Here is a 26248-nt window from a genome sequence, read left to right as displayed (position 1 = left end):
CAAAGTTAACCACGTTGCTACAAAAGATCGCCGCCTTGTCGGGGCAAAACCAAGGAAGAACTTGGTTAACGGCAGGGTGGCAAAATGCCTATCGCGCAGGAACTTCCTATCAACACCGGTGCTACGGCACTGCAAATGGCCAACGCCATTTTTGGAACCGGCGTAACAGTCACCAGCGCCACTTACTCTGGCGACCCTCTATCTTCGGGAATCTACAGCAATGGCGATGCGATTTCACCAGGCGTTGTGCCTGGCGATACGGGCGTCATCATGTCCACCGGGCTTGTCACCGATTTCACCAATAACTCGGGTACACTAAACACCAATATCAGCGGCTCGACTGGCACCAATACGTCTGGCGTTAACTTTGACAGCGACTTCAACACTCTGGCAGGCCGCAATACGTTTGATGCCGCGTTCCTTGAGGTGATGTTTACTCCCACTGGTGATTTTATCACCGTCGATTTCGTTATCGGCTCGGACGAATACCCAGAATTCGTCAACTCAACTTTTCTCGATACCGTAGGCGTTTGGGTCAATGGTGTTGAAGCCACTGTATCGGTTGGCAACGGTCAGGCATCGATCGGCAATATCAACAGTGCGACGACACCGAACCTCTACAAAGATAACACAAGCGACCAGTTCAACACCGAAATGGATGGTTTGACGGTCACATTGACCTTTATCGCACCCGTAAACTCCGGCGTTCCCAACACCATCAAGCTGGGTGTGGCAGATACGTCAGACCCCAACTATGACACCAATTTCCTGATTGCGGGTGGGTCGATCCAATCGTCCATCATCGCGCAAGATGACAGCGCCAATATCGGGCTGAACAGCTCAAAGACCATCAATGTCATGGGCAATGACAGCACGACGGCTGGCACGTTGACCGTGACGCATATCAACGGCGTGGCTGTTGGCCCCGGCGGGTCGGTCACGCTGACCTCGGGTCAGACTGTCACTCTGAATGCTGATGGCACGCTGACAGTGTTGTCCGATGGCGATGTCGAGACAGCGTATTTCACCTATACGATCAACAACGGAGTCGGACAGGAAGACACCGGAATTGTTCAGATCAATCAGCTTCCCTGCTTTGTCGCGGGAACTTTGATCGACACGCCAACAGGTCCGGTACCTGTCGAGGACCTGCGGCCCGGTGATCTTGTTTTGACACTGGACAATGGCGCGCAGCCTATCCGTTGGGCCGGGTCACGCGCGATTGAAGCAAAGGACAACTTCGCGCCAATTCGTATTTGCGCAGGAAGTTATGGCGCGCAGACGGATGTTCTTTTGTCACCGCAACATCGTGTGTTGGTGCGCGATGTCTGGGCCGAACTTTTGTTTGGCGAGTCCGAAGTGTTTGTGAAAGCAAAGGACCTTGTGAACGGCAAAACCGTGCGCCGCGAGGAAACTGAGGACACCGTGACCTACGTCCACCTTCTGTTTGATCAGCACAATATCCTGACCTCCAGCGGTTTGCTGTCAGAAAGTTATTTGCCGGGCCCGATGATGCGATACACGTTCCCTGACGAGTCGTGCGCCGAGATCATCACACTGTTCCCAGAACTGGCCAATATCGACACCGCCGGTTGGGAAGCCGCACGGCCAATTCTGAAATCCTATGAGGCGCAGGCCCTACAAGCCCGCGCCGCATAAGCGATCACTCTGCCGCGATCTGCTTTTTCGCGCTCAGCATCGGTTTGAGATACCGCCCTGTATGCGACTCCGGCACCTCTGAGACCTTTTCGGGTGTGCCGGTTGCCACAATCTGACCTCCGCCATCGCCGCCCTCGGGTCCGATGTCGATCAGCCAGTCAGCGGTCTTGATCACATCAAGGTTGTGCTCGATCACGATGACCGAATTTCCCTGTTCGACAAGTTCATGCAATACTTCAAGAAGCTTGCGTACATCCTCAAAATGTAAGCCAGTTGTTGGCTCGTCTAGAATGTAAAGCGTGCGTCCTGTGGACCGCTTGGCAAGCTCTTTCGAAAGCTTTACGCGCTGCGCTTCACCGCCCGACAAGGTCGTAGCTTGCTGGCCCACCTTGATATAGCCAAGACCCACACGCATCAATGCATCCATCTTTTCACGGATACTTGGCACCGCCTTAAAGAACTCCTGCGCGTCTTCGACAGTCATATCGAGAACGTCCGCGATGCTTTTGCCTTTGAATTTGATTTCCAAGGTTTCGCGGTTGTAGCGCGCGCCTTTGCACGTCTCGCAGGTGACGTAGACATCGGGCAGGAAGTGCATTTCGATCTTGATGACACCGTCACCCTGACACGCCTCGCAGCGCCCACCCTTTACGTTAAAGCTGAACCGTCCGGGCTTGTAGCCCCGCGCCTTGGCTTCGGGCAGTCCAGCGAACCAGTCGCGGATCGGGGTGAAGGCCCCAGTATAGGTGGCCGGGTTTGACCGTGGCGTCCGACCGATGGGCCGCTGGTCAATGTCGATCACTTTGTCCAGATGTTCGAGGCCTTTGATTGTCTCGCACGGCGCTGGTGTCTGGCGCGCCCCGTTCAGACGCATGGAGGCGGTTTTGAACAGGGTCTCAATGGTGAGCGTGGACTTACCGCCACCGGACACACCCGTCACGCACACAAACTTGCCTAATGGAAATTCGGCCGTGATGTTTTGCAGGTTATTGCCCGACGCCTTGACGACCTTGATGGATTTACCTTTTTTGCCTTTCCGCCGCTCGGCAGGAATCGCAATTTCACGCGACCCACTCAGGTACTGGCCCGTCAAGGATGCAGGATCATCCGCCACCTCTTTCGGGGAGCCTTTCGACACGACCTGACCGCCATGCACACCGGCACCCGGGCCGATGTCGAAAACATAGTCGGCTTCGCGGATCGCCTCTTCGTCATGTTCGACAACGATCACCGTATTGCCCTGATCGCGCAGGGACTTAAGCGTGCCCAACAGACGGTCGTTGTCACGCTGGTGCAGACCGATAGACGGCTCGTCCAGCACGTACAGAACGCCGGTTAGGCCCGAGCCAATCTGGCTGGCCAAACGGATCCGTTGGCTTTCGCCGCCCGATAGCGTGCCAGCGTTGCGCGATAAAGTCAGGTATTCGAGGCCTACATTGTTAAGGAACCCAAGCCGCTCGCGAATTTCCTTGAGGATCGCCTTGGCGATTTCGTTCTTCTGATTGGTCAGATGCTCCGGCACAGTGTTGCACCAGTCAAACGCCTCTTTGATCGACATTTGAACAACTTGGCCCACATGCAGGTCGGCGATCTTTACGGCAAGCGCCTCTTCCCGCAACCGGTAGCCACCGCACGTGCCGCAAGACCGGTTGTTCTGATAGCGTTCGAACTCTTCACGGATCCAATTGCTGTCTGTCTCGCGATACCGGCGTTCCATATTCGGGATCACACCTTCGAAGGTGCGGCTCACCTGATAAACGCGGCCACCTTCGTCATAGCGGAACTGGATTTCTTCATCGCCGGACCCGTACAGGAATACCTGCTGAATATGTGCATCCAGTTCTTTCCAGCGATTGCTTTTGTTGAATTCATAATGCTTAGCAAGTGATTCAATGGTTTGCAGGAAATACGGGCTTTTCCCTTTGCGCCAAGGGGCCAGCGCGCCATCACTTATTTTGAGCGTGGTATCCGGAACGACAAGGTTTGGATCGAAGAACAATTCAACGCCAAGGCCATCGCAATCCGGACACGCACCAAAGGGTGCATTAAATGAGAACAGGCGTGGTTCAATTTCGGGGATGGTGAATCCGCTCACTGGGCATGCAAATTTCTCAGAAAACGTATGCCGTTCTGGTTCACCTTCACTGGGCGCGGTCTCTAGGATCGCAATGCCATCCGCGAGGTCTAACGCGGTGCGAAAGCTATCGGCCAAACGTGTCTCGAGCCCGTCTTTAACCACTAGGCGGTCAACGACAACATCAATGTCGTGGCGAAACTTCTTGTCCAGCGTGGGTGGTTCATCCAGTTCATAGAATTGCCCGTCTACTTTGACACGCTGAAAACCCTGTTTGCGCAACTCAAGGAATTCCTTGCGGTATTCACCTTTGCGGTCGCGCACGATCGGAGCCAGAAGATAGGCGCGAGTGCCCTCCTCCATCGCCATGACGCGGTCGACCATGTCTTGCACCTGCTGCGCCTCAATAGGCAGGCCGGTGGCTGGGCTGTAGGGTGTGCCGACACGTGCGAACAGCAAACGCATGTAGTCGTAGATCTCGGTCACGGTGCCGACGGTCGAGCGCGGATTTTTGGACGTCGTCTTCTGTTCGATCGAGATCGCCGGGCTGAGGCCTGAGATATGATCCACATCGGGTTTTTCCATCATATCAAGAAACTGGCGCGCATACGCTGACAGCGATTCAACATAACGACGCTGACCTTCGGCGTAGATCGTGTCAAACGCGAGTGAGGATTTACCCGAACCTGACAGGCCGGTGATCACCACAAGCTGATCACGCGGAATATCCACGTCGATGTTCTTGAGGTTATGTTCGCGCGCGCCGCGCACTTCGATGTTTTTAAGCTCGGCCATGACGTCCCCCGATGTGCTTGGTTAACACATAGGGGATGGCTCGGGTTTCGCCAATGCAAAAATAAGAACGAAAGAAGAACGCGCCCACTTGTGCCGAAAGACTGTTCGAATAGCCTTTTTCAACCGCTTTCGAAGACGCTTTACCGGTACAACAAAGACGTCTCGTTGTGGAACACATGCACCTTATCGGGTGAGGCGCCCAGCCGAACGGAATTGCCGCGCAGCCCTGCATGAATGCCGGGAAGCTTGCCGATAACGGGATCCGCCTGCCCTTGGGGCTCAAAATACAGCAACGTCACCTCGCCCAACGCTTCCGTGATGTTGACCTTACCCTCGAAGATGAAATTACCATCCGTTTCGAGAAAATCCTCGGGCCGGACCCCCACATTGACCTTCAGGCCCATGTCCGCATCTGTCGTCGGGTAGTCCGACACAGCCGTTCCGCCGCCGTCCATCTTGATGGTGGTTTGCTGGCCCGTTCCCACAATCTCACCCGGTAACAGGTTCATCGACGGAGATCCGATAAACTGCGCCACGAATTCGCTGTTGGGCCGCTCATAAAGGTCAAGCGGCGCACCGACCTGCGCAATGCCCTTGTTGGCCAGAACAACGATCCTGGTGGCCAGCGTCATCGCTTCAACTTGATCGTGCGTCACGTAGATCATCGTGCTTTCGGGCATCTGTTCCTTGAGCTGCGCAATCTCAATCCGCGTTGCAACACGCAGCGCCGCGTCCAGGTTAGAAAGCGGCTCATCGAACAGATAAACTTTGGGGTCGCGCACGATGGACCGGCCAATCGCAACCCGCTGCCGCTGACCACCGGACAGGGCTTTGGGCAACCGATCAAGATACTCATCCAACTGGAGCATCTTGGCCGCGCGGTTCACAGCCGCGTCAATCTCGCTTTGGGGTTTCTTGGCGATCTTAAGTGCGAATTGCATGTTCTCACGCACGGTCATGTGCGGATAGAGCGCGTAGGATTGGAACACCATCGCAATGCCCCGCATTGCGGGCGGCATGTCATTGACCACCTGCCCGTCGATCTCAAGCGTTCCCCCGGTGATCTTTTCCAGACCGGCGATCATACGCAGCAAGGTGGACTTGCCACAGCCAGACGGGCCGACAAAGACGATCAGTTCACCCTGCTTGATGTCGAGGTTGATGTTGTTAAGCACGTTGACCGCGCCGGCATAGGTCTTTTCGACATCCGTCAGCTTCAAATTGGCCATGACTGTCCCTCCCTAATCCTGTCTCTCTCAGGAATTCATTTTCAGCGCGAGGCACGGTTGCCACGGGCCAAGATGCAATTTTCCGTCAGCTTGCGGTCCGGCACTCCCCAATTCCAGACCGATCTGCGCCCAGTTGCCCGATGGCATATCCATCGTCGCGGGCTGGTCGCTCAGATTGAAGGCGCAAAAGATGGTTGAGCCTTCGTCGCTGCGGGTAAAATAGACGATACTGTCTGTATATTTGACCCCGTCGTGATCCCCCTTGGCCAGTGCAGGTTGCGCATGGCGGAATGCGATGGCGCGACGGTAGTGATGCAAGATCGCCGCCGGGTCGTCTTCCTGATGCGACACAGTGCGTTGAAGGTGTTCATGGCTGACCGGCAACCAAGGCTGGCCACTGGTAAAGCCACCATTTTGGTTTGACGGTTCCCACACCATCGGCGTGCGGCACCCGTCACGGCCTTTGTATTCCGGCCAGAACTGGATGCCGTATGGGTCTTGCAGGTCTTCAAATCCGACATCGGCCTCGGGCAAGCCCACCTCTTCGCCCTGATAGATGCAGACCGATCCACGCAGACACATCATCAGAGTGGCAAACAGGCGCTGTGCGGCGGGCGACAGGTTCCACCGAGACGCGTGGCGCGTCACATCGTGGTTCGAGAATGCCCAGCAGGCCCAACCATCAGCGGCCACTTCGTCCACGTGACCCAGCACTTCGGCAAAGCGGTCAGCGGTGGGTTCAACCCCAGACAGAAATTCAAATGCGTAGCACATGTGCACGCGGTCTTCGCCACGGGTGTATTCCCCCATGATTTCGAGCCCGCGCTGCGCGTCGCCAACTTCGCCGACAGATGTTGTGCCGTTGTATTCATCAAGCAGCGCGCGGAACCGTTCGAGGAAGGCCAGGTTTTCGGGCTGGTTTTTGGAATAGAGGTGTTCCTGGTGATTGTACGGGTTTACCGACGGCGCGATATTGGCGTTGCGCTTTTCCTTGGGCAGACCCGGATTGCTGCGCAGGTCCTTGTCGTGGAAATAGAAGTTGATCGTGTCGAGCCGGAAACCGTCCACACCGCGATCCAGCCAAAACCGCGTCACGTCCAAAAGTGCCTGTTGCACGTCTTCATTGTGGAAGTTCAGATCGGGCTGCGATGTCAGGAAATTATGCAGATAGTACTGTTCGCGCCGTGCGTCCCACTGCCAAGCCGATCCACCAAAAATCGACAGCCAGTTGTTCGGTGGTGTGCCGTCGTCCTTGGGATCAGACCAGACATACCAATCGGCTTTTTCATTGGTCCGGTCAGACCGGCTCAGTTGAAACCAAGGATGCTGATCCGACGTGTGTGACAGCACGAGGTCAATCATTACACGGATGCCCAAACGGTGCGCCGTCTGCACAAGCACATCGAAATCGGCGAGCGACCCGAACATCGGATCAACATCGCAGTAATCGCTGACGTCGTAGCCAAAGTCCTTCATCGGCGAGGTGAAGAACGGGCTGATCCAGATGGCATCCACACCCAACGACGCCACATAAGGTAGCCGGTGCGCGATCCCCAAAAGGTCGCCAACGCCGTCACCATTGCTGTCTTGAAAGCTGCGGGGATAGATCTGATAGATCACCGCACCGCGCCACCAGTCATTGTCCACGGCTGTATTTTGAGCGACCAGAGTGTTTGCCACGTTCATCGTCCTGTCTTTCTTGCATCCGCACCCGCAGATGCGTTGTGGGTGTTGCCCCGCCAAAACTGGCGAGACGTGTTACTTTACCGATCCAGCCAAAAGGCCACGCACGAGGTATTTTTGCATCGCGAAGAACACCAGAAGCGGCACCGCGATAGAGACAAAGGCCGCAGTGGCAAGGATTTCCCAATTGCCGCCGCGTGTTCCAAGAAGTTCTACAATCTGGTTGGTCATCACGGTTGTCTGACCTGTCGCGTCGATCAGGAAAACCTTGGCAACCAGCAGGTCATTCCATGTCCAGAGGAACTGGAAGATGGCAAAGCTGGCCAGTGCTGGGAATGACAGCGGCAGGATGATCTTGGTAAAGATCTGGAACTCGGTCGCGCCATCCACGCGAGCGTTTTCAATGATATCTCTGGGAAGACCGACCATGTAATTGCGTAAGAGGTAGATCGCCAAGGGTAAGCCGAAGCCGGTATGCGCAAGCCAGGTTCCCAAATAGCCCTTTCCAATGCCAATCCCCAGATGCAGCTTGAGCAGTGGGATCAACGCCAATTGCAGCGGCACCACCAAGAGACCGACCACCATCGCGATAAGCAGCGCACGTCCGGGGAAATCCATCCACGCCAGCGCGTAGGCAGCAAAGGCGGCCACAACGATGGGAATGATTGTCGCCGGGATCGTCACCGTCAGCGTATTGAAAAACGCCTTTGTCATACTGTCTGTGCTGTCGCCGGAAAACAGAACCTGTTCATAATTCGCAAGCGTAAAGTCCGGAGAAACTTCGGCGGTCACAAACACTCGGCTGCCGCGACGCCCGTCAAACGCCTCTTCGCTCGTCTGGCGGAAGTCGCCATTGGCCTCGACCGTCATGAGAGACCCATTCCGCAGCTCTGCTGTCTCGCCCGGCTGGAATGCACCAAGCTCGCGGGCTGAAATACCCCATGTTGCAATCGAAGCCTCCGGGACACCTTCGATTGCAAACAGGTTTCCTTTGATCACGTAAAGAGTGCCATCTTGGACTGCTGTGTCCGGTGCGCCAGCACGCAAGGTGAGGTTTTGCTCGGACGCGGACAATGAACTCCACCACCCAGAGCTAGCAATCTGATCCGCCGTTCTGAACGACGACACAAACAAACCCGCCGTAGGGAACAACCAGATCAGCACCAGAAATAGGACCGAGATATGCACCGCCCAAGTCAGTGACGATTTTGTACCTGCAATATTATCCATTGACGTGGCCTTTCATCATCAAGATGTCCAATCGGGCGCGGGTCGTGCGTCGGGGGTTCATGTGAACAGTCATCAGCGCATCTCCGCACGTGCATTGCGTACGTTCCAGATCAGGATTGGCGTCACCAGCAACATGATGACCATCGCCGATGCCGACCCGACACCCCAATCGCGGGTAACGAACAACTGGTTGTACATGTAATTGGCAAGAACCTGTGTGCCCCATTGGCCGTTGGTCATTGCAAACACGATGTCAAAGACCTTAAGAACCACCAGCGTAATGGTGGTCCAAACAACGACGATCGTGCCCATGATCTGCGGCATCTTGATTTTGAAGAAAATCTGGAACGGGTTCGCCCCGTCAACAATTGCCGCTTCGATGGTCTCTTCGGGAATGCCGCGCAGGGCTGCCGACAGGATCACCATCGCAAAACCGGTCTGGATCCAGACCAGGACAATCATCAGAAAGAAATTGTTCCAGAACGGAACAGTCAAAAGCTGTACGGGGTCATTGCCCGTCAGCGATACGTATATGGCATTCACAACGCCGATCTGGCTCGCGTCTGCGGGGCGTGCATCGTAAATCAACTTCCAGATCACGGCAGCGCCGACAAAGGAAATCGCCATCGGCATGAAAATCAGCGATTTGGCGATATTGCCCCAAGCGATGCGGTCTGTCAGTTGCGCCGCCAAGAGGCCAAACGCTGTCGACAATGCCGGCACGATGATCAGCCAGAGCATATTGTTGAACATGGCTTCCCAGAATTTGGGATCATCCGCCATCTGGGCGTAATTCGCAAAACCCACGAAATTGTAAACCGTGGTGCCGTCGCTTAGGGTGGCGCGTTCGGTCAAAGACAAACGGATCGTTTCGACGACGGGATAGGCAAGATATAGTGTCAGCGCAAAAAGCGCGGGGAATAGAAAAAGCCAAGGCCGGATCATGTTGGCGCGGTTGATATTCCGCCCGGCATTCGGCCCTTTTGCAGGGTAGAGGACTTTATCCAGAAATTGGTTCGATAACCAAAAATAGGACAAACACCCGCCCACTCCGATGACGATGGTCACAAGACCTGCGAACGCTGGATGCATCCTGTCCCCCCCTTTTTGTTGGCTAGGTTTGACGTGTCTGAAACGTCAGCAAAGCGTGCACCCCGACCCCGAGACCGGAGTGCACGTTTTTATACGGACCGCTTTACTTCAGCGCGTCCCAGCTTTCCTGGATGCCGGTCGCCACTTCGCCAGCATCTTTGCCACCCGTGTAGTCGACCATCCCTGTCCAGAACGAACCAGCACCAACACCACCTGGCATCAGGTCGGACCCATCAAAACGGAACGTCGTCGCTTCAAGCAGGATGTCGTTCATCTTGCGCGCAGCGTCGGAAGAGAACTTGGAGGTGTCCACGCCTTTATGCGGCGTCAGGAAGCCACCAGCCTCCATCCACATCTCATGCGCGACCGGCGACTGGATGAACTCGATCAGCTCGTGTGCTGCTTCGTTTTCGTTTGTGATGGCCCAGAGAGTACCTGCACCCAGAACAGGTGCACCCAGATCTTTGTTCTCGTATGCCGGGAAGTAGAAGAAGTCAGCATCGAGGCCGATTTCGGTACCTTCGGGGAAGAACGCCGGGATAAAGGACGCCTGCTTGTGCATCATGCACTGTGCGGGCGTGTCAAACAGACCCTTCGGGCTGTCGCGGAAGTCGGTTGTTGCAACCGCACCAGCGCCACCGGCAACGTAATCATCATTGCGGGCAAACGCGCCGAACTCGTCGATCGCGGCAACGATCCGTTCGTCATTGAACGGGACTTCGTTTGAAACCCAGGCGTCATAGACTTCGGGCGGCTGCGTGCGCAGCATCATGTCTTCGACCCAATCCGTTGCAGGCCAGCCTGTCGCAGCACCGGATCCCAGACCGATACACCACGGTGTTTCACCGTCTTCGACCATCTGATCTGTCAGGGCCTTTAACTCTTCCATGGTCTGAGGGATTTCGTAGCCCATGTCTTCGAAGTTCTCGGGCACGTACCACACGAGCGATTTCACATCGACGCGGAAGAACATACCGTACAGGTCTTCTGCACCATCAGGGCCTGCATACGTCGCAAGATCGACCCATGATTGACCTGCCGCATAGTTTTCGCGGATCCAGTCCGCTGTACCGTCGCGCAGCGGTGTCAGAAAGCCGCGCGCCGCCATATCGGAAGCAAGACCCGGCTGCGGGAACACGGCGATGTTCGGTGCAGAGCCTGCTTCGGCATCGACAACGATCTGCTGTTCAAAGCTATCAGAGCCGACATAGCTGACATTGTGTCCGCTCTGTTCCGCAAAAACCGCCAGAATACGTTCGACGGTCGCCTGCTCTTCGCCAAGCCACGTGCCGAACACTGTCAGATCTTCAGCAAAAGCGGCGCTGGAGCACAGCGCTGCGATGGCCACACTCGACGTGAGTGTTTTTTTCATGAGTAACCTCCCAAGTTGCGCATGTTAGCGCCTAACTCATCCCCCGCTACGGAATCACTCCAAAGCGCTTTGGATGCGACAAACTCTCCGATTTCACAGATTCTGTCAATCCGATGCATCTGCAGAAAAACCTTGCGTTTACGCTGCTTTGCAGAATTTTTGCGCGCGCAAAGAGGCTTTGCATGTGTCTAGATTTGTGTCTAACTTGAACAACAAATTCAAAGCGCTTTGGACGGATCTGTGAATCTCAAGCAACTTTCGGAACATCTGAACCTGTCTCAGACCACGGTAAGCCGTGCGCTGAACGGGTATCCGGAGGTCAATGAAACCACGCGGAGCCGCGTATTGAAAGCCGCTCAAGATTTGAACTACCGCCCGAACACCCGTGCCAAAGGTCTGGCCACCGGGCGGGCGCTGGCAATGGGACACGTGATTCCCGTGTCCAACCAGCACGAGATGGTAAACCCTGTGTTCGGCGATTTCATAGCGGGGGCCGGTGCTGCCTATGCCCGCGCCGGGTATGACATGATGCTGACCCTGGTGCCCGATCAGGAAGAAGCGCGTGCCTATCAGGACATTCGCGCACGCGGCACGGTTGATGGGATCATCGTACACGGCCCGGTCATCAACGATGAACGCATCGCGCTGCTGTCGCGGATCGGGCTTCCCTTTGTGGTACACGGGCGCTCGACCGATGTGAACTTGCCCTATTCGTGGATCGACGTGAACAATCGTGGCGCGTTTGAACGCGGGACGCAGTTTCTGATCGAACTGGGGCATCGCCGGATCGCATTGCTAAACGGTCTGGAACACATGGATTTTGCGTTCCGACGACGCAAAGGTTACGAAACCGCCCTTCAGAACAACGGCATTTCGATTGATGCCAGCCTTATGCGCAGCGAAGAGATGACCGAAGTCCATGGCTATCGTGCGGCAAAAGAGATGTTGTCACGCACGACCAAACCCACGGCTTTTGTCTGTTCGTCCATCATCACTGCCATTGGCGTGCGCCGTGCGATTCAAGACGCTGGGCTGGTCTTGGCGCGGGACGTTTCGATCATCACACATGACGATGCGCTCAGCTATCTAGAAAACGGCGACGATGTGCCGATCTTCACAGCGCTGCGATCCTCGGTCCGTTATGCCGGTACCGAAGCGGCGGAGATGCTATTGTCGCTGATCGCGGCCCCCCGGCACGCGCCGAAAACGCGCCTCTTGGAGGCAGATTTGATCATCGGGCGGTCAACCGGACCCGCCTCAACCTAAAGGACATCCCGAATGTTGACGTTCAAACGGCAGGATCTCCCTGACGACTTTTTGTTTGGCACCGCGACATCCAGCTACCAGATCGAAGGCCATGCCTTTGGTGGCGCTGGGAAAACCCATTGGGACACGTTTGCCGCTACCCCCGGAAATGTCGTGCGCGCCGAAAACGGTGACCGCGCTTGTGACCATTACCACCGTTTCGAAGAAGACCTTGATCTGGTCAAAGCGGCAGGTCTCGATGCCTACCGCTTTTCCACAAGCTGGGCGCGGGTGATGCCCGAAGGCCGTGGTACGCCGAATAGCGAGGGTCTGGATTTCTACGACCGTCTGACCGACGCGATGCTGGAACGCGGACTGAAACCTTGCGCCACGCTTTATCACTGGGAATTGCCCGTCGCGTTGGCCGATCTGGGCGGCTGGCGGAATCCCGATTTGCCCAAGTGGTTCGGTGACTACGCTGAAATCATAATGAGCCGCATTGGCGACCGCATGTATTCCGTCGCCCCGATCAATGAGCCGTGGTGCGTTGGGTGGCTGTCGCACTTTCTTGGCCACCACGCACCTGGTTTGCGTGACATCCGCGCGACGGCTCATGCGATGCACCATGTTCTCAAGGCGCACGGAACGGCGATCGAGACGATGCGGGGGTTGGGAATGCAGAACCTCGGCGGAGTGTTCAACATGGAATGGGCAACGCCCGTAGATGACAGCGACGCGGCCCAAAAGGCGGCCGCGCTTTACGATGGCTACTACAACCATTTCTTCATGTCAGGCGTGTTCAAAGGCGAATACCCCGCCAATGTGATGGAAGGGCTAGAGCCGCATATGCCCAAGGGTTGGCAGGATGATTTCAAAGTGATCCAGTCGCCTCTCGATTGGTGCGGGATCAACTACTACACCCGCAAAATCATTGCACCAAACAATGGCCCTTGGCCTAGCCACGAAGAGGTCGAAGGCCCCCTGCCCAAGACCTTTATGGATTGGGAAATTTATCCCGACGGCCTTTACAAGTTCCTGACGCGCACTGCGCGCGAGTACACAGGCGACATGCCACTTTATGTCACCGAAAACGGGATGGCATCGCCGGACGTGATCGAAAATAGTACGGTGTCTGACCCCAACCGCATCGACTACCTCAACCAACACGTCGCCGCTGTGCAGCGCGCGATGGCCGAGGGCGCGCCGGTTAGGGGTTATTTCATTTGGTCGCTGATGGACAATTACGAATGGGCCCTGGGATATGAGAAGCGCTTTGGTCTTGTGCACGTGGATTTTGACACTCTGGACCGCACGCCCAAATCCTCCTATCACGCGCTCAAATCCGCGCTGACCAGGACGTGACATGACCAACTCCAAGACCCTGACCGCATTGGTCGCCGATTTGGGAGGTACCAACACCCGAGTCGCGCTGACCGATGGCGCGACTGTGCGGACGGAAACCATCAAGCGGTTTCGCAATGCCGAACATCCAGACCTTCTATCGGTGCTGCGCGCCTATATGTCGGATCAGACCGCAGCGCCGGATGCCGCATGCGTCGCAATGGCGGGCCCGGTGCGTGACGGGGTTGGTGAACTGACGAACCTCAGCTGGACCGTCGATCGCGCATCTGTGGCCAAGGCGACGGGTGCACGCACAGTGGCTGTTCTGAACGACCTGCAGGCGCAGGGCCACGCGCTCGATTTGCTTACTCCAGACGTTTTGCAAACCATCCTGCCGGGACAGAAAGCCGGGGATCATGCGGCGCGACTGGTTATCGGGGTTGGCACCGGCATGAACGCCGCGGCAGTCTACCGGCTGGACGAACGCACTCTGGTACCGCCGTCAGAAGCTGGGCACGTGTCCCTGCCCGCACAAAACAGTGACGAGCTGCGATTGCTTGACTGGATTGCGCAGAAACACGGCACACCAGGTTTTGAGGATGTATTGTCGGGTCGCGGATTTGAACGCGTCTACGAATGGCTGTGTGACGAGGCCGGTGTCGATGCGCCACTGGATGCAGGCGGAATCATGCAGGCTGTGAATGACGGCTCGAACAAGCTGGCCGAAGAGGCTGCGCGCATGTTCATCCGCATGTTGGGCCGTGCGGCAAGCAATCTGGCGCTGGTACATCTGCCGTTTGGCGGCATCTACCTGATCGGCGGCGTTGCGCGCCACTTTGCGCCACATCTGCTGCGGCTGGGATTTGAAGAAGCGTTCAACGACAAAGGCCGGTTCTCGGATTTTATGGCGCAATTTCCGGTGCATCTGGTCGATGACGACTACGCCGCGTTGACCGGATCAGCGGCGCATTTGTCGGAACTGATGGCTTAGGGTTTGACCTGCCGGAGCACTCCGGCGGATTTCAGCGTTTCCCCTTCAATTTCAACGCTATGCGGGTTGTGGTTAAACCAAAATCGCTCAGTCTGTGTGTCGCGGACGCGGACGCCTTTGGGTAGGGCCGTGACAGCGACTTTGGTACGGGCGCAGAGATCTTTTACCAAACGGTCAAAAAACACTTCGTCCCCCCAGCCGCCGCAATAGGTGACGTTACCGGACCGCATCGCGACCGGCAGTCCCTGGTCAGTGGTAAAGACACTATCAGCGCCACCTTCGAGATGTTCGAACCAGTTCTTAACCGCGCCACCGTCGACGACGGAAATAGGCATGTCGGGGCGCAGGGTTTCCAACCGTGAAACAGCCAGGTCCAAATCTGGCCACGCCGGCGGCAGCGGGACAGGAATTCTGAAATCATCATCACGCGCAGCAGAACGTGGACCAATCAACACATCGGCCCCACTTTTTGACAAGGCGGTTTTCAGGTCGTCCGGCATGGTCATCATTCCGGGTGCGGCCACAATTCGATAGCCGTCGAAGTTCCGTGTTGACGGTTGCAGTATGTCCAGCGTCACACCCGCTCGGCGGAATGCGCGGTAGAGGTCAAAGATCAGACCGAAATAGTCCATTCCCTGCCCCTGCGGCTGCACCTCCCACGCCCATGCGGCGTCGTAGTCGAAGATCAAAGCAACCGGGGCTTGGGCCATCGACACCTCTGGTGCCTCGGCCAGTTCCTGCGCCACTTGTTCGACCTCGACATAGCCGGGCGCGATTACGCAGTCGGGACGCAAGAGGCCTGCGTGCAATTGTTCTTGTGCAAACGGAGCCTGACGCCAACGGAAATAACACACCGCTTCAGCCCCATGTGCGAACGCTTCCCACGTCCACAGACGGACCATTCCGGGTAGTGGCACGGGATTATAGGGGGCCCAGTTTACCGGGCCAGGTTGCTGCTCCATCACCCACCAACGACCTTTGCCCACAGCGCGATACAGATCATGATGGAATGCCTGAAAATCCGGATCCCCTTGTCGTGCATAGTGGCGTTGGTCTGCGGGCGATGCACCGACACGGTCTTCGAGAAAGCCAAGCGGATAGCTGTCCCATGTTGCGATCTCCAGATCGTCACCAACGGCGAAATGGTCAAAATCGGTAATGCGGCCCATGTAGTTATGTGAAATCGGCGCGTCGGAGTATTGGCGGATGATGTCCACTTGCGCCCGATTAAAGCGCACCACCTGATCCGACGAAAACCGTCTGAAGGCCTGAACGTGGGCGGGGTTCGGTTCTGTCACCGTCAGGTTTGGCAGGTCGATCTGGTCAAAATCATCATATTCCATCGACCAGAATACATTGCCCCATGCCGCGTTCAGGGCATCAATGTCGCCATCATTGCCCTGCCCCGGATACCGCGCGCGCAGCCATCCACGGAACGCCTGACGCGCCGCGTGCGAGTACGACAGGATGGTGTCGTGACAGCCATATTCATTGTCGGTCTGCCATGCAGCGATATGCGGATTCTGGCCATAGCGCTTGGCGACTTCGGTCACGATGCGGTGGCAGTCCTCTAGATAGCCTTGGTGGCTGAAACAGTAGTGTCGGCGCGATCCGAAACCGCGAGGACGACCATCGGCATCAAGCGCCACCATTTCGGGATGTTTGTCTACGACCCAGCGAGGCGGTGTCGCGGTCGGTGTACCCAACACCACCTTAAGGCCCGCAGCGCCCAACACCTCTATCGCGTCATCCAACCAGCCCCAGTCAAAGCGCCCTTGCTCGGGTTCGATACGCGACCATGCAAATTCACCAATGCGCACCCATGTGAGACCAAGTGCTGCCATGCGGGCGGCGTCTTGTTCCCAAATATCGCGCGGCCAGTGTTCGGGATAGTAACAGGTACCAAGCGTGCGTTTCATACAAGGACTTGGTGTTCTTTTTGACCCTTGGTGCCGGACGGCATGCAGAATGTCTTGCCGTCATGATCACCCGGTGCGGTCATATTCTCGGTCGCGGATGTGACGAACAGTGTGGCCAAATCCGAACCACCAAAGGCCGGGCAACTGGCCTGTTCACCAGGCACAGAAATCGCACGTATCAGTGTGCCGTCTGAGCCATAACACGCCACCCGCGAGGCCCCCCATTGTGCGACCCATAGGTTGCCCTCTGCATCTACAACCGCCCCATCGGGGTTGAGACCTTCGGCATTCAGATCCACAAAGAGGTCCGGCTTTCCCACCGGGTAGCCGTCATCGTCGAGCGCAACGCGCAGAATCTTGCGTTTGGCTGTATCGGTATAGAACGCGTGACTACGGTCGGGCGCAAAACAGATCGCGTTGGAAATGGTGATCTTGTCGAACAGTTTGGTCAATGTGCCGTCATAATATCGGTAAATCGCCCCTGCCCCCGGTTCGGCGTTCTTGCCCATCGTGCCAATCCAAAATCCGCCCCACGGATCCGCGCGGCCATCGTTGGACCGGGTGACCGGGTTATCGAGTTCAAGCGGATGCACAAAGGTGCTTTCGCCGGTTTGCGTATCGAAGGCAGACAGCGAAGTTTCACTGGCAATCAGCAGAACACCAGTATCGACCCAACCCGCCGCCGAAACATGTTCGTCGAAATCCCAGCTTTGCTCGTCAGTGCCATCGCTGCGGTAAAGCCGTTTGCCCATGATGTCGAACCAATAGAGCACTTGCTCTTCCGGGTGCCACAGCGGGCCTTCGCCAAGGGTGCAAACCGTGTTGCTGAATATGGATGCCATCAGGCCATCACCTCATCATAAGACGCGACGATATCTGCCGCGCGGGTCTTGATGTCGTCTACCGAGTATCCGGGCTTGTAAAGCGCCGATCCGATGCCGAACCCATCAACACCCGCCTTGCGCCACTCGGCAAAGTTTTCCGGCCCGGCGCCACCCACCGCGAAGGTTTGCGTACCCTCTGGCAGCACCGCCTTAATCGCCTTGAGGCCGTCCGGGCCGATCAGTGACCCGGGAAACAGTTTGAGCCCGTCTGCCCCATTTCGCAGCGCGGTAAAGCACTCCGTCGGTGTCATCACGCCAGGAAAACTTTGCATGCCAAGCTGTTTCGTTGCCACGATCACTCGCGGATTGCAGTCGGGCGACACCACCATACCCGCGCCAATCTGGTGCAGACGCTGGACATCATCGGGATTCAGAACCGTTCCGGCGCCGATCAAAGCATTCTGGCTAAAGGCGTCGACCAATGTCTTGATTGATGCGAATGGGTCTGGAGAATTCAGTGGCACTTCGATTGACGTGATCCCGGTTTCGATCAGGGCTTCGGTGATCGGTTGCGCGTCGCACGGGGTGATGCCCCGCAGGATTGCGATGATCTTGCGGTCGCTCATGCCGTGTTTTCTTTCAGGCCAAGATATGCGGCTTTGAGGCCTTCCAGCGTCATGCGGTCAGCATCGGTACGTTCAACAGGCAAGCCTTGCGCCCCGAGTGCATCGCCATACGCCTTGCACAGCGCATCGTCACCGATCAGGGCCACATGCTGCCCCAGCCAATAGGGGCGCGCAGCAGCAAGTTCGGACCCAATGAGCAAACCAGAAAGCCGCGCGCGGGCTTGGTCAGCATGAAGATCGTTCAGCAACCCCTCGGCCCGTATGGAGAAAAGGCGTGCAGCGAGTTCCGCTGGATTGGACATACCGTTGGAAACCGCATCCGCAAACACCCCGGCATCCCAGCCTTGTCCGGTCACGTTATGGCGCAAAACCGATTGTTGAGACAGCAGCGCGAACAACTCGCCGGTCATGAAAGTGCGAAAGCTGACAATCTCGCCTGCGCTGATATGGGCCCACTTGGTGTGAGTGCCAGGCAGACAGATGACGCCGTCGAATTTCGGATTGAGCGCGAGGAACCCTGCGACCTGGGTTTCCTCACCGCGCATCACGTCAGCCGGGCTGGTCTGTTTGATGCCCGGCAGGATTTGCACCGACAGGCGCGGATCATCAGTGGCGACATGTGTCGCGCGGTCAATGCCGGGTGGCGAGCAAGGAACCGTGACGTATTTTGCCTCGGCCCAGCCTTGGCGCGAACCGGCCATACCGCAGATGAGGACAGGTGTTATTCCCGTCCCCAAGAGGTCACCTGCAAGGTCAAGGAGCGCCGGTTCATATCCGTCTTGATCCAACGTGGCCATGCCTGCGTTATTGCTCCGGCGTTCTTGCACCGTGCCGGTGTGGCTCATGGCCCAAACCCGAAGGTGGGACGTGCCCCAATCGACTGCCAACCAATCGGTCATGCGGAACCGCTGCCTTGCAGGATTAATAGAACTTTAGGATCTCGGGTCATCAAGCAGCCTTCTTAAGTCGAGCAAATTCAGGAAGTATGTCACCATGCGCAACCAACAGATCGCTCACAAGGCTGCGGATCTGGCGCAGGTCCAGCTCTGCGGCGGTGTGTGGATCCATCATAGCGGCGTGGTAGACGTGTTCGACGTTTTCATCAACCAAGGCGCGGACAACCAGTTCCTGCACGTTGATCTGGGTGCGCATAAGGGCCACGAGTTGTGGTGGGATGTCATCCACGACAGTCGGGTGAATACCGTTGTGATCTACCATGCAGGGCACTTCAACCGCCGCCCCATCGGGCAATTGCGGCACCTGCCCCCGGTTCGGCAAATTCCCGTAAATCGTGTAGGGCTGGTTCGTGACCATCGCGTTCATAATCTCGGCAGCGAATTCATGACTTTTGGTGAATTCGATGTCGTTTTCCGCTTGGTAGGCCTTTGCCTGATCAGCCCAATCCGCCATCTGTTCGATGCAACGCTTGGGGTATTCGTCGAGCGGTACGCTGAAGCTATCGATCAGGTCATCACGTCCCGCCTTGACGAACCACGGCACATATTCAGCAAGATGTTCCGAACTTTCGGTGCAGAAATAACCCAAATGCTCCATCACTTCATACCGCACCATATTGGCGCAGCGTGGCATCAGCAGCGGCGGTTTCGGCAGGTTGCGATTGCGATACCCCTCCCGCAGCGCCGGATAGAGCGATATGCCATTGTGTGTCAGGTCCAAAAAGAATGCGACGTGGTTCACACCGGCAACACGGTAGCGGATCTCGCCCTTTGGCAGGTCCAGATCATGGGCCAGTTCTTCAACCGTATTCTGCACCGAATGGCAAAGGCCTACTTGTTTGACGTGTGGATAGCGTTCGGCCAGCGCCCATGTGTTGATGGCCATCGGGTTGACGTATTGCAGCATGGTTGCGTCCGGGCATAGCTCGGCCATATCGGCAGCGACGCGCCAAAGATGCGGCACGGTACGCAAGCCGCGCATGATCCCGCCGACGCCCAGAGTATCACCGATGGTTTGGCGAAGCCCATATTGTTTGGGGATATCAAAATCGATCACGGTCGACGGCTCATACCCTCCGATCTGGAACGCGGTGACGACGAAGTCAGCCCCGGCGAGCGCCCGGCGCTGGTCGGTGGTGGTTTCCAATTTTGCACGCTTGCCCGACGCTGCAATCAGCTTGCGCGCCACCAAAGCAGACTCTTCCAGCCGCTGTTCATTAATGTCCATCAGGGCAAAGGTTGCACCTTCCAAAGCTGCGAAGTGAAGGACGTCACCCACGATGTTCTTCATGAATATCGTCGAGCCTGCGCCAATGAAGGCGATACGTGTCATTATCTTTATCCTTATTTCACCGCGCCCAATGTCAGGCCTGCGATAAAGTGTTTCTGCATGAGGAAGAACATCAGCACCGGCGGTAAGGCCGCAACGATGCTGCCCGCGCTCATCAGATGATAGGCTGCGCGGTATTGTGCGTTGAAGCTGGTAATGCCAGCCGTGACGGGCTGGGCATCCGGCCCTTGGGTCAGAACGATGGCCCAGAAATAATCGTTCCAGATGAAGGTGAAGATCAGCACGGCCAAGGCGGCAAGCGCCGGTTTCATCAAAGGAAGCACGACAAACCAAAAGATGCGCCATTCTGCGACGCCTTCGACCCGCGCAGCCTCGATCAGCGGAAACGGCAGCGCCCGGATAAAGTTGCGCATGAAGAGCGTGCAGAAACCGGTCTGGAACGCGATGTGGAACAAAACCAGACCTGTCTTGGTGTTGTAGAGGCCCAAGTCCAGCGTAAGGTCGCGTACTGGCACCATCAGAATCTGAAAGGGCACAAAATTCCCGGCAACGAACATGAAGAACACCCAGATGTTCGATCGAAAATTGTAGATGCCAAGCGCGAACCCTGCCATCGCCGAGAGTGCTACCGCGCCGATCACTGTTGGTACAGTGATCAACACCGAATTCAACATGTAGCGCGGCATGTCAGAGTTGAAAAAAACCTGTCCGTAGTTGTTAATCAATTCGAACGATCCGGGCATGCCCCAATAATTACCCTGGGTGAAATCCGTCGCCGGTTTGACCGAAAAAACCGCCACCGCTATCAGCGGCAGCAGCCACAAGATCAATGCAATCGGAAGCATCGTTTTGTAGGCCGTCTGAGCAGGCGCGCTAGCCTGTTGAATGGGACGGGGGAACATTCTAGTGCCCCTCCTTCTCTTCGCGGTACATCGACCAGAGGAAATAGGCGATGAAGATCAGCATGATGAGGAAAAGCACTACAGCGATGGCGGCGCCGTATCCCATGCGGAACCCGTATTCCGAAAGCGCCTTTTCGAACATATAGAATGATAGAACGCGGGTTTGGCCGAAGGGGCCGCCATTGGTCATGATCGAGATAAGGTCAAATGACCGCAGCGCCCCAATGATCGTCACGACAAAAGCGATGAAGGTGGCGGGCTTGAGCTGTGGCACGATCACGTACCAAAGCATCTTCCAGCCCTTGGCGCCATCAAGTCGCGCGGCCTCGACCTGTTCCGGGTCAACGGCGTTCAGGCCAGTGAGATAGAGGATCATGCAATATGCCGTCTGCGGCCACAGCCCGGCAACGATGATACCGTAGGTCGCGTAAGTCGGATCACCCAGAACATTGACTGGCCCAAGACCGATCATCGCCAGCATGTTGGACAACAGGCCTTCGTTGGGTAGATAGAACCACGCAAAGACAAGACCAACAACGACTTGTGACAGGACAAACGGAAAGAAAAACAGAGACTTGTAGATGCGGATACCCGTCACCGTCTGGTTCAGGAACAACGCGATAAACAATCCCGCCGGGATCGCCAGCAGGTAGCAGACCAGCCATTTGAAATTATTCCACAGCGACACCTCAAAGGCGCGGTCGTTCATCAGTTCCGAATAATTGCCAAGACCGATATAATCCGCCTGCCCCAGCCCATCCCAGTCGTAGAGCGAGATCGAAAAGCTCTGGAAGATCGGGATGATGACATAGACCGCGAAGAACAGGATCGCGGGCGCAAGGAACAGCCACGGCGTGACCGCGATCTCGTTACGCTTGTACCAGCCGCGCTTGGGCGGGTCTGAGTCCGGCAAGGCTGCGGTCGTCATGGTCGGGTCTCCTCCACACTCGGGCCACACGAAAGCCAATGATCGGCTTGCGGATGGGCCGTCGGACAAGGTGCGTGCACACACGCACCCTTCCGGTTTGGCGAAGGGTGCGTGATCTCACGCACCCCCAATGCTTATTTGTAGACGCGCTCGCGCACCTGCTCGAGGCGGGCCAGAATGTCGTCAAGGTTGTCCGGAAGAACCATGAATTCCTGGAAACCCTGCATCGCCTCGGCCGCCATTTCCGCCGGGTAGTCGCGGTCAAAGAATTGCGCCACGCCGCCGGGGCTGTTGGAAGACAGCATCGCAAAGCCCTGTTCGAGGAATTTGTCATCGTCGATTGATGCGGACGCGTTCACCGGAAGCTGACCAAGGTTTTCACCGTTATTGATAATGGTCTGCTCATCCGCCGACACAACAAAGCGCAGGAATTCCCGGGCTGCTTCCTTGTTGTTGGCATTGGCCGGGATGTGGAACGTGTCGGTTGGCGCGTCTTCAGCCAAAGCGACACCTTCGGTGATGGCCGGGAACTGGTAGAAGTCGAGCTGATCGTCGCTCAGGCCGGCTTCGCGCAAAGGGGCCACGGCAAAGTTACCCATCAGGTACGCGGCAGCATCGCCATTGACCATGAAGGGCAGCGCCTCTTGCCAGGAATAGTTCTGGTGGTTGTCGACATAACCACCCATATCGATCAGTTCGCGCCAGTTGGCAAAAGTTTCGCGCACGCGATCATCGGTCCACGGCACCTCACCAGCGGCCATTTCCATATGAAATTCATAGCCATGCGTGCGTAAGTTCAAGTAATCAAACCAGCCACCCGCAGTCCAAAGAAACTTGGTGCCGATGGTGTAGCACTTGACGCCATTGTCGAGCAGCGTCTGGCAGTTGGACTTCATCTCATCCCAGTTGGTCGGCTCGCTCAGACCGTACTGTTCATAGATATCTTTGCGGTAATAAATGCCCCACTGGTAGTAGGTATAGGGTACGCCCCACTGCTTGCCATCGATGGTCATTGCACCCTTGGTGGAGGCGAGATTGTCGGCGATCTCCGGCTCCATCCACAGATCGGACACGTCCTCGAACAGACCTGCCTCCACATAGGGGCGCATACGGTTGGCCGCGTACCAAGTTGCCACATCAGGCGCGTCTGCGGTCAGGAAGTTGCGGATCTGCGTTTTGTACGCCTCGCGGTCGATCACCGTGGTTTCGATGTTCAGCTCTGGGTGCATCTCACCAAAGCGTTCGATCATCGCTTCCATTGTAGCGCGCGGCGCCGGGTTCGAAGTGTCGAGGAAAATCTTGAGATCACCACTGAGTGAGTGGCTTTCTGCAAATGCCGTTGAGGCTGCAAATGCAGCTGTAAGCGCCAGTGCCGACGCCTTCAATGTGGAACGCATGGTATCCTCCCTTATGCTTCCCAATAGGGTGCAAATTTGTTTCATTATTTGAAACCTTGTTTTGCATATTGAAATCATAACAGCGACTCGCCTATACTTGTCAACAGCCGACGGGGCGCGACCCGTGGTTAAGGGAGGATATCGCGAACATGAGTGCGGTCGAACGAAACGACGGAACCGTCGGCAAGGCCCTTGCTGTGCTGGACCATATTGCGTCTTACGGTCGGCCTGTTCGCTTTAGCGAAGTGCTGACGGACTCGGACCTGCCAAAGGCCACGCTGTACCGGTTCGTGCAAACTCTGACCAACCAAGGCATGCTACAATACGATCCGGAACGCCAAACCTATGCGCCGGGTTTGCGTTTGGTGCGGCTTGCCCACGCCGCTTGGGCACAATCGTCCTTGGCACCTGTGGCCCGCCCACATATCGACGCGCTAAGCGCTGAGACCGGCGAAACCGTTCACCTTGCCCAGTTGGATCACGCGCAGGTGCTTTATGTCGACAAACGCAACGCCCACAACCCGGTCGAGATGTTCAGTCAGGCAGGCAAGGTCGGCCCCGCCTATTGCACCGGTGTTGGCAAGGCGATGCTGGCCTTTCTCCCCGATCCAGAATTGCAAACCGCCCTTGCCCAGCAAAGCTGGCACCGGTTTACCGCCACGACCCATGGGTCGCCTGAAAGTTTGCGCGCTGACCTGGCCGACATCCGCACCGAGGGCCTGAGCTTTGACCGTGAAGAACATGAGACCGGTATCGTCTGCGTGGCTGTGCCGATCCTTAACTCGCAGAAGCGGCCCTTGGGTGCTTTGTCTATCACCGGCACAACCCGTCGCACCAATCTTGACGCATTAAAGCTGCTCGGACCGCGCCTGAAACAGGCCGCCACCGCAATTGCACGGGACGCTGAAAGCTGGCTGTTCCCACGGTCTGGCAACCCATCCACCAAAAACGGAGAGACCACCCATGTCCGGAGTGACACTTGAATCCGTCATAAAACGCTATGGCAATACGCAGGTCATCCACGGCATCGACCTTGAGGTGACGGATGGAGAGTTCTGCGTGTTTGTCGGCCCATCGGGCTGTGGCAAGTCCACCCTTCTGCGGATGGTCGCAGGGCTAGAGGAAACGACCGAAGGCACGATCCGGATCGGTGGGCGGGATGTGACACGTCTTGATCCGTCAGACAGGGGCGTGTCGATGGTGTTCCAGACCTATGCGCTTTATCCACATATGACGGTCGAAGAAAACATGGGGTTTGGTCTCAAGATGACGGGCCATCCCAAGTCCGAGATCAAAAGCAAGGTCGCAGAGGCCAGCCGCATTCTCAAACTCGACGACTATCTCAAGCGTAAACCCAAAGCGCTATCAGGTGGCCAGCGGCAACGGGTTGCGATCGGGCGCGCCATCGTGCGCGGCCCTGAGGTGTTCCTGTTCGACGAACCATTGTCCAACCTTGATGCGGAACTGCGCGTGGAAATGCGGGTCGAAATTGCGCGTCTTCACAAAGAAATCGGCGCGACAATGATCTACGTTACCCATGATCAGGTCGAAGCGATGACGCTCGCAGACAAAATCGTTGTGTTACGCGCAGGCCGCATCGAACAGGTTGGCGCACCGATGGACCTCTATCGAGACCCTGACAATCGCTTTGTCGCGGGTTTTATCGGGTCACCATCCATGAACTTTGTACAGGGTCGTGTGCAAGGTGATGAGGTTGTGTCCGACGGCCTGACACACGCTGTCACCAAAACGGCTTCGGCGCAAGACGGGCAAAGCGTGCTGATCGGCTTGCGACCAGAACACCTTGAAATCAAACCGGGATCGTCGCATCGCGTGGACCTGACAGAAAGTCTAGGCGGCGTGTCTTACGTTCACCTGATCGGTCCAGACGGCGAAAAAATCATCGTCGAAGAACGTGGTGATCACCGGTCATCAGTTGGCGACATGGTCGATGTGATCGTCGATCCAGATCATATGTATTTGTTCGATACGGAAACCGAGCTGCGTTTGCGGTGAAGGTTTAGTTCAGGGGAATGGATACTTTGAATTGCACCGTCTCGATCCCCGGGTTTTCATCATAGATGCCCGCATTGGATCGGTGATCATAGGTCAAGGCCACGCGCCACCCCTTGGATGTCTCGTAACCCAGCTCCACGCCCGAGCGAAATTCAATTGGTCCGCCAAGGTCGAACCCGCCATTGTCGAGGTATAGGCCAGGCATTGCGTGCAATTCAGCATAAGCCCCACTTCGGCCAAATGGCATGGTATAGGTCGCGCCAAACCCCGCCCAGGTTTCGCCCCCCTCGCCAACAGACAATCCCGCAGCCGTGCCAAACGGTCCATGCATTTGGCCGAGATCATAGCGCAAATACAATTCAGCGGCCGGATCGGCACGTCGTTCCAGAACCTCGCCTGCCGAGATTGAGAACCGTGGCGTCGTGTCGGATTTCCCCAGACAGCCCGCCGTTGTTCCGCAATGGTTCATCCCCATGTCGGTCAGACCGAGAACGAACAGAAGAACTGCAAATGTGCCGTCGGCCATGTGGAAAGTCCCTTTCCGAATGTCATATGGATCTACGGATGGTGCATATCACGAGGATTGTCCAGATAACGCCGCAGACCGTCCTGTCTTTGCCAAATACCCACTTGCACTGCGCACAGATGGTAAGCGTTCAAACGCATGATATTCAGATG

Annotated in this window: 21 protein-coding genes; 6 read left to right on the top strand and 15 right to left on the bottom strand. The window is 56.5% G+C overall.

The window, feature by feature from the left end:
• The first annotated feature begins 84 nt into the window (after nucleotides 1–84).
• Complete coding sequence (locus ACTG4M_RS09610; protein WP_439123435.1) at nucleotides 85–1659, top strand: Hint domain-containing protein; 1575 nt, start codon at nucleotides 85–87, stop codon at nucleotides 1657–1659.
• 4 nt (nucleotides 1660–1663) lie between these two features.
• Here ACTG4M_RS09610 and uvrA read toward each other — a convergent pair whose 3' ends face one another.
• The 6 genes from uvrA to ACTG4M_RS09580 form a co-directional block, all read right to left on the bottom strand.
• Nucleotides 1664–4528: an excinuclease ABC subunit UvrA gene (gene uvrA / locus ACTG4M_RS09605; RefSeq protein ID WP_439123434.1), complete on the bottom strand. Its 2865-nt coding sequence runs from the start codon at nucleotides 4526–4528 to the stop codon at nucleotides 1664–1666.
• Between the two features lie 140 nt (nucleotides 4529–4668).
• The gene (locus tag ACTG4M_RS09600; protein ID WP_439123433.1) at nucleotides 4669–5757 is read right to left on the bottom strand and encodes an ABC transporter ATP-binding protein; all 1089 of its coding nucleotides are present in this window, start codon (nucleotides 5755–5757) and stop codon (nucleotides 4669–4671) included.
• Nucleotides 5758–5784: 27 nt separating this feature from the next.
• Nucleotides 5785–7443 (bottom strand): alpha-amylase family glycosyl hydrolase, encoded by a 1659-nt coding sequence (locus tag ACTG4M_RS09595; RefSeq protein ID WP_439123432.1) that lies wholly within the window; start codon nucleotides 7441–7443, stop codon nucleotides 5785–5787.
• Nucleotides 7444–7515: 72 nt separating this feature from the next.
• Entirely contained in the window at nucleotides 7516–8670 is a 1155-nt protein-coding gene (locus ACTG4M_RS09590; protein ID WP_439123431.1) for a carbohydrate ABC transporter permease, read from the bottom strand.
• A 72-nt stretch (nucleotides 8671–8742) separates the two neighbouring features.
• A complete protein-coding gene (locus tag ACTG4M_RS09585; RefSeq protein WP_439123430.1) occupies nucleotides 8743–9762 on the bottom strand; it encodes a carbohydrate ABC transporter permease in 1020 nt (339 codons plus the stop codon).
• Between the two features lie 103 nt (nucleotides 9763–9865).
• Nucleotides 9866–11134, bottom strand: a complete 1269-nt coding sequence (locus ACTG4M_RS09580) for an ABC transporter substrate-binding protein (protein ID WP_439123429.1) — start codon at nucleotides 11132–11134, stop codon at nucleotides 9866–9868.
• Between the two features lie 240 nt (nucleotides 11135–11374).
• Here ACTG4M_RS09580 and ACTG4M_RS09575 point away from each other — a divergent pair, with 240 nt between their 5' ends.
• From ACTG4M_RS09575 to ACTG4M_RS09565, 3 genes are read left to right on the top strand one after another with little or no spacing between them, the layout of a single operon-like run.
• The gene (locus ACTG4M_RS09575; protein WP_439123428.1) at nucleotides 11375–12400 is read left to right on the top strand and encodes a LacI family DNA-binding transcriptional regulator; all 1026 of its coding nucleotides are present in this window, start codon (nucleotides 11375–11377) and stop codon (nucleotides 12398–12400) included.
• A 12-nt stretch (nucleotides 12401–12412) separates the two neighbouring features.
• A complete protein-coding gene (locus tag ACTG4M_RS09570) occupies nucleotides 12413–13741 on the top strand; it encodes a GH1 family beta-glucosidase (RefSeq protein ID WP_439123427.1) in 1329 nt (442 codons plus the stop codon).
• Nucleotide 13742: 1 nt separating this feature from the next.
• A complete protein-coding gene (locus ACTG4M_RS09565; RefSeq protein WP_439123426.1) occupies nucleotides 13743–14711 on the top strand; it encodes a glucokinase in 969 nt (322 codons plus the stop codon).
• On the opposite strand, the gene ACTG4M_RS09560 is transcribed toward ACTG4M_RS09565, so the two are convergent.
• The 8 genes from ACTG4M_RS09560 to ACTG4M_RS09525 all read right to left on the bottom strand — a co-directional run bounded on the left by ACTG4M_RS09560 (nucleotide 14708) and on the right by ACTG4M_RS09525 (nucleotide 23554).
• The gene (locus tag ACTG4M_RS09560) at nucleotides 14708–16630 is read right to left on the bottom strand and encodes a beta-galactosidase (RefSeq protein WP_439123425.1); all 1923 of its coding nucleotides are present in this window, start codon (nucleotides 16628–16630) and stop codon (nucleotides 14708–14710) included. The genes ACTG4M_RS09565 and ACTG4M_RS09560 overlap by 4 nt on opposite strands.
• On the bottom strand, nucleotides 16627–17472 hold the full coding sequence (locus tag ACTG4M_RS09555) for an SMP-30/gluconolactonase/LRE family protein (RefSeq protein ID WP_439123424.1): 846 nt from the start codon (nucleotides 17470–17472) through the stop codon (nucleotides 16627–16629). The genes ACTG4M_RS09560 and ACTG4M_RS09555 overlap by 4 nt, the downstream gene beginning before the upstream one ends.
• Nucleotides 17472–18080, bottom strand: a complete 609-nt coding sequence (locus ACTG4M_RS09550; protein ID WP_439123423.1) for a 2-dehydro-3-deoxy-6-phosphogalactonate aldolase — start codon at nucleotides 18078–18080, stop codon at nucleotides 17472–17474. Before ACTG4M_RS09550 ends, ACTG4M_RS09555 begins: the two co-directional genes overlap by 1 nt.
• Complete coding sequence (locus tag ACTG4M_RS09545; protein WP_439123422.1) at nucleotides 18077–18979, bottom strand: 2-dehydro-3-deoxygalactonokinase; 903 nt, start codon at nucleotides 18977–18979, stop codon at nucleotides 18077–18079. Before ACTG4M_RS09545 ends, ACTG4M_RS09550 begins: the two co-directional genes overlap by 4 nt.
• A gap of 49 nt (nucleotides 18980–19028) precedes the next feature.
• Nucleotides 19029–20369, bottom strand: coding sequence for an alpha-glucosidase/alpha-galactosidase (locus ACTG4M_RS09540; protein ID WP_439123421.1), 1341 nt, complete (start codon nucleotides 20367–20369; stop codon nucleotides 19029–19031).
• Nucleotides 20370–20380: 11 nt separating this feature from the next.
• Nucleotides 20381–21229, bottom strand: coding sequence for a carbohydrate ABC transporter permease (locus ACTG4M_RS09535; protein WP_439123420.1), 849 nt, complete (start codon nucleotides 21227–21229; stop codon nucleotides 20381–20383).
• A 1-nt stretch (nucleotide 21230) separates the two neighbouring features.
• Nucleotides 21231–22157 (bottom strand): carbohydrate ABC transporter permease, encoded by a 927-nt coding sequence (locus tag ACTG4M_RS09530; protein ID WP_439123419.1) that lies wholly within the window; start codon nucleotides 22155–22157, stop codon nucleotides 21231–21233.
• 134 nt (nucleotides 22158–22291) lie between these two features.
• Nucleotides 22292–23554 (bottom strand): ABC transporter substrate-binding protein, encoded by a 1263-nt coding sequence (locus tag ACTG4M_RS09525; RefSeq protein ID WP_439123418.1) that lies wholly within the window; start codon nucleotides 23552–23554, stop codon nucleotides 22292–22294.
• Between the two features lie 149 nt (nucleotides 23555–23703).
• Here ACTG4M_RS09525 and ACTG4M_RS09520 point away from each other — a divergent pair, with 149 nt between their 5' ends.
• Nucleotides 23704–24537 (top strand): IclR family transcriptional regulator, encoded by an 834-nt coding sequence (locus ACTG4M_RS09520; RefSeq protein WP_439123417.1) that lies wholly within the window; start codon nucleotides 23704–23706, stop codon nucleotides 24535–24537.
• The gene (locus ACTG4M_RS09515) at nucleotides 24518–25570 is read left to right on the top strand and encodes an ABC transporter ATP-binding protein (RefSeq protein WP_439123416.1); all 1053 of its coding nucleotides are present in this window, start codon (nucleotides 24518–24520) and stop codon (nucleotides 25568–25570) included. The genes ACTG4M_RS09520 and ACTG4M_RS09515 overlap by 20 nt, the downstream gene beginning before the upstream one ends.
• A gap of 4 nt (nucleotides 25571–25574) precedes the next feature.
• On the opposite strand, the gene ACTG4M_RS09510 is transcribed toward ACTG4M_RS09515, so the two are convergent.
• Entirely contained in the window at nucleotides 25575–26096 is a 522-nt protein-coding gene (locus tag ACTG4M_RS09510; protein WP_439123415.1) for an acyloxyacyl hydrolase, read from the bottom strand.
• Between the last annotated feature and the right edge of the window lie 152 nt (nucleotides 26097–26248).

The organism is Marivita sp. (assembly GCF_965656765.1).
GTDB lineage: Bacteria > Pseudomonadota > Alphaproteobacteria > Rhodobacterales > Rhodobacteraceae > Marivita.
The sequence above is the reverse complement of the archived record's forward strand: the minus strand, read 5'-3'. Positions and strand labels throughout refer to the sequence as shown.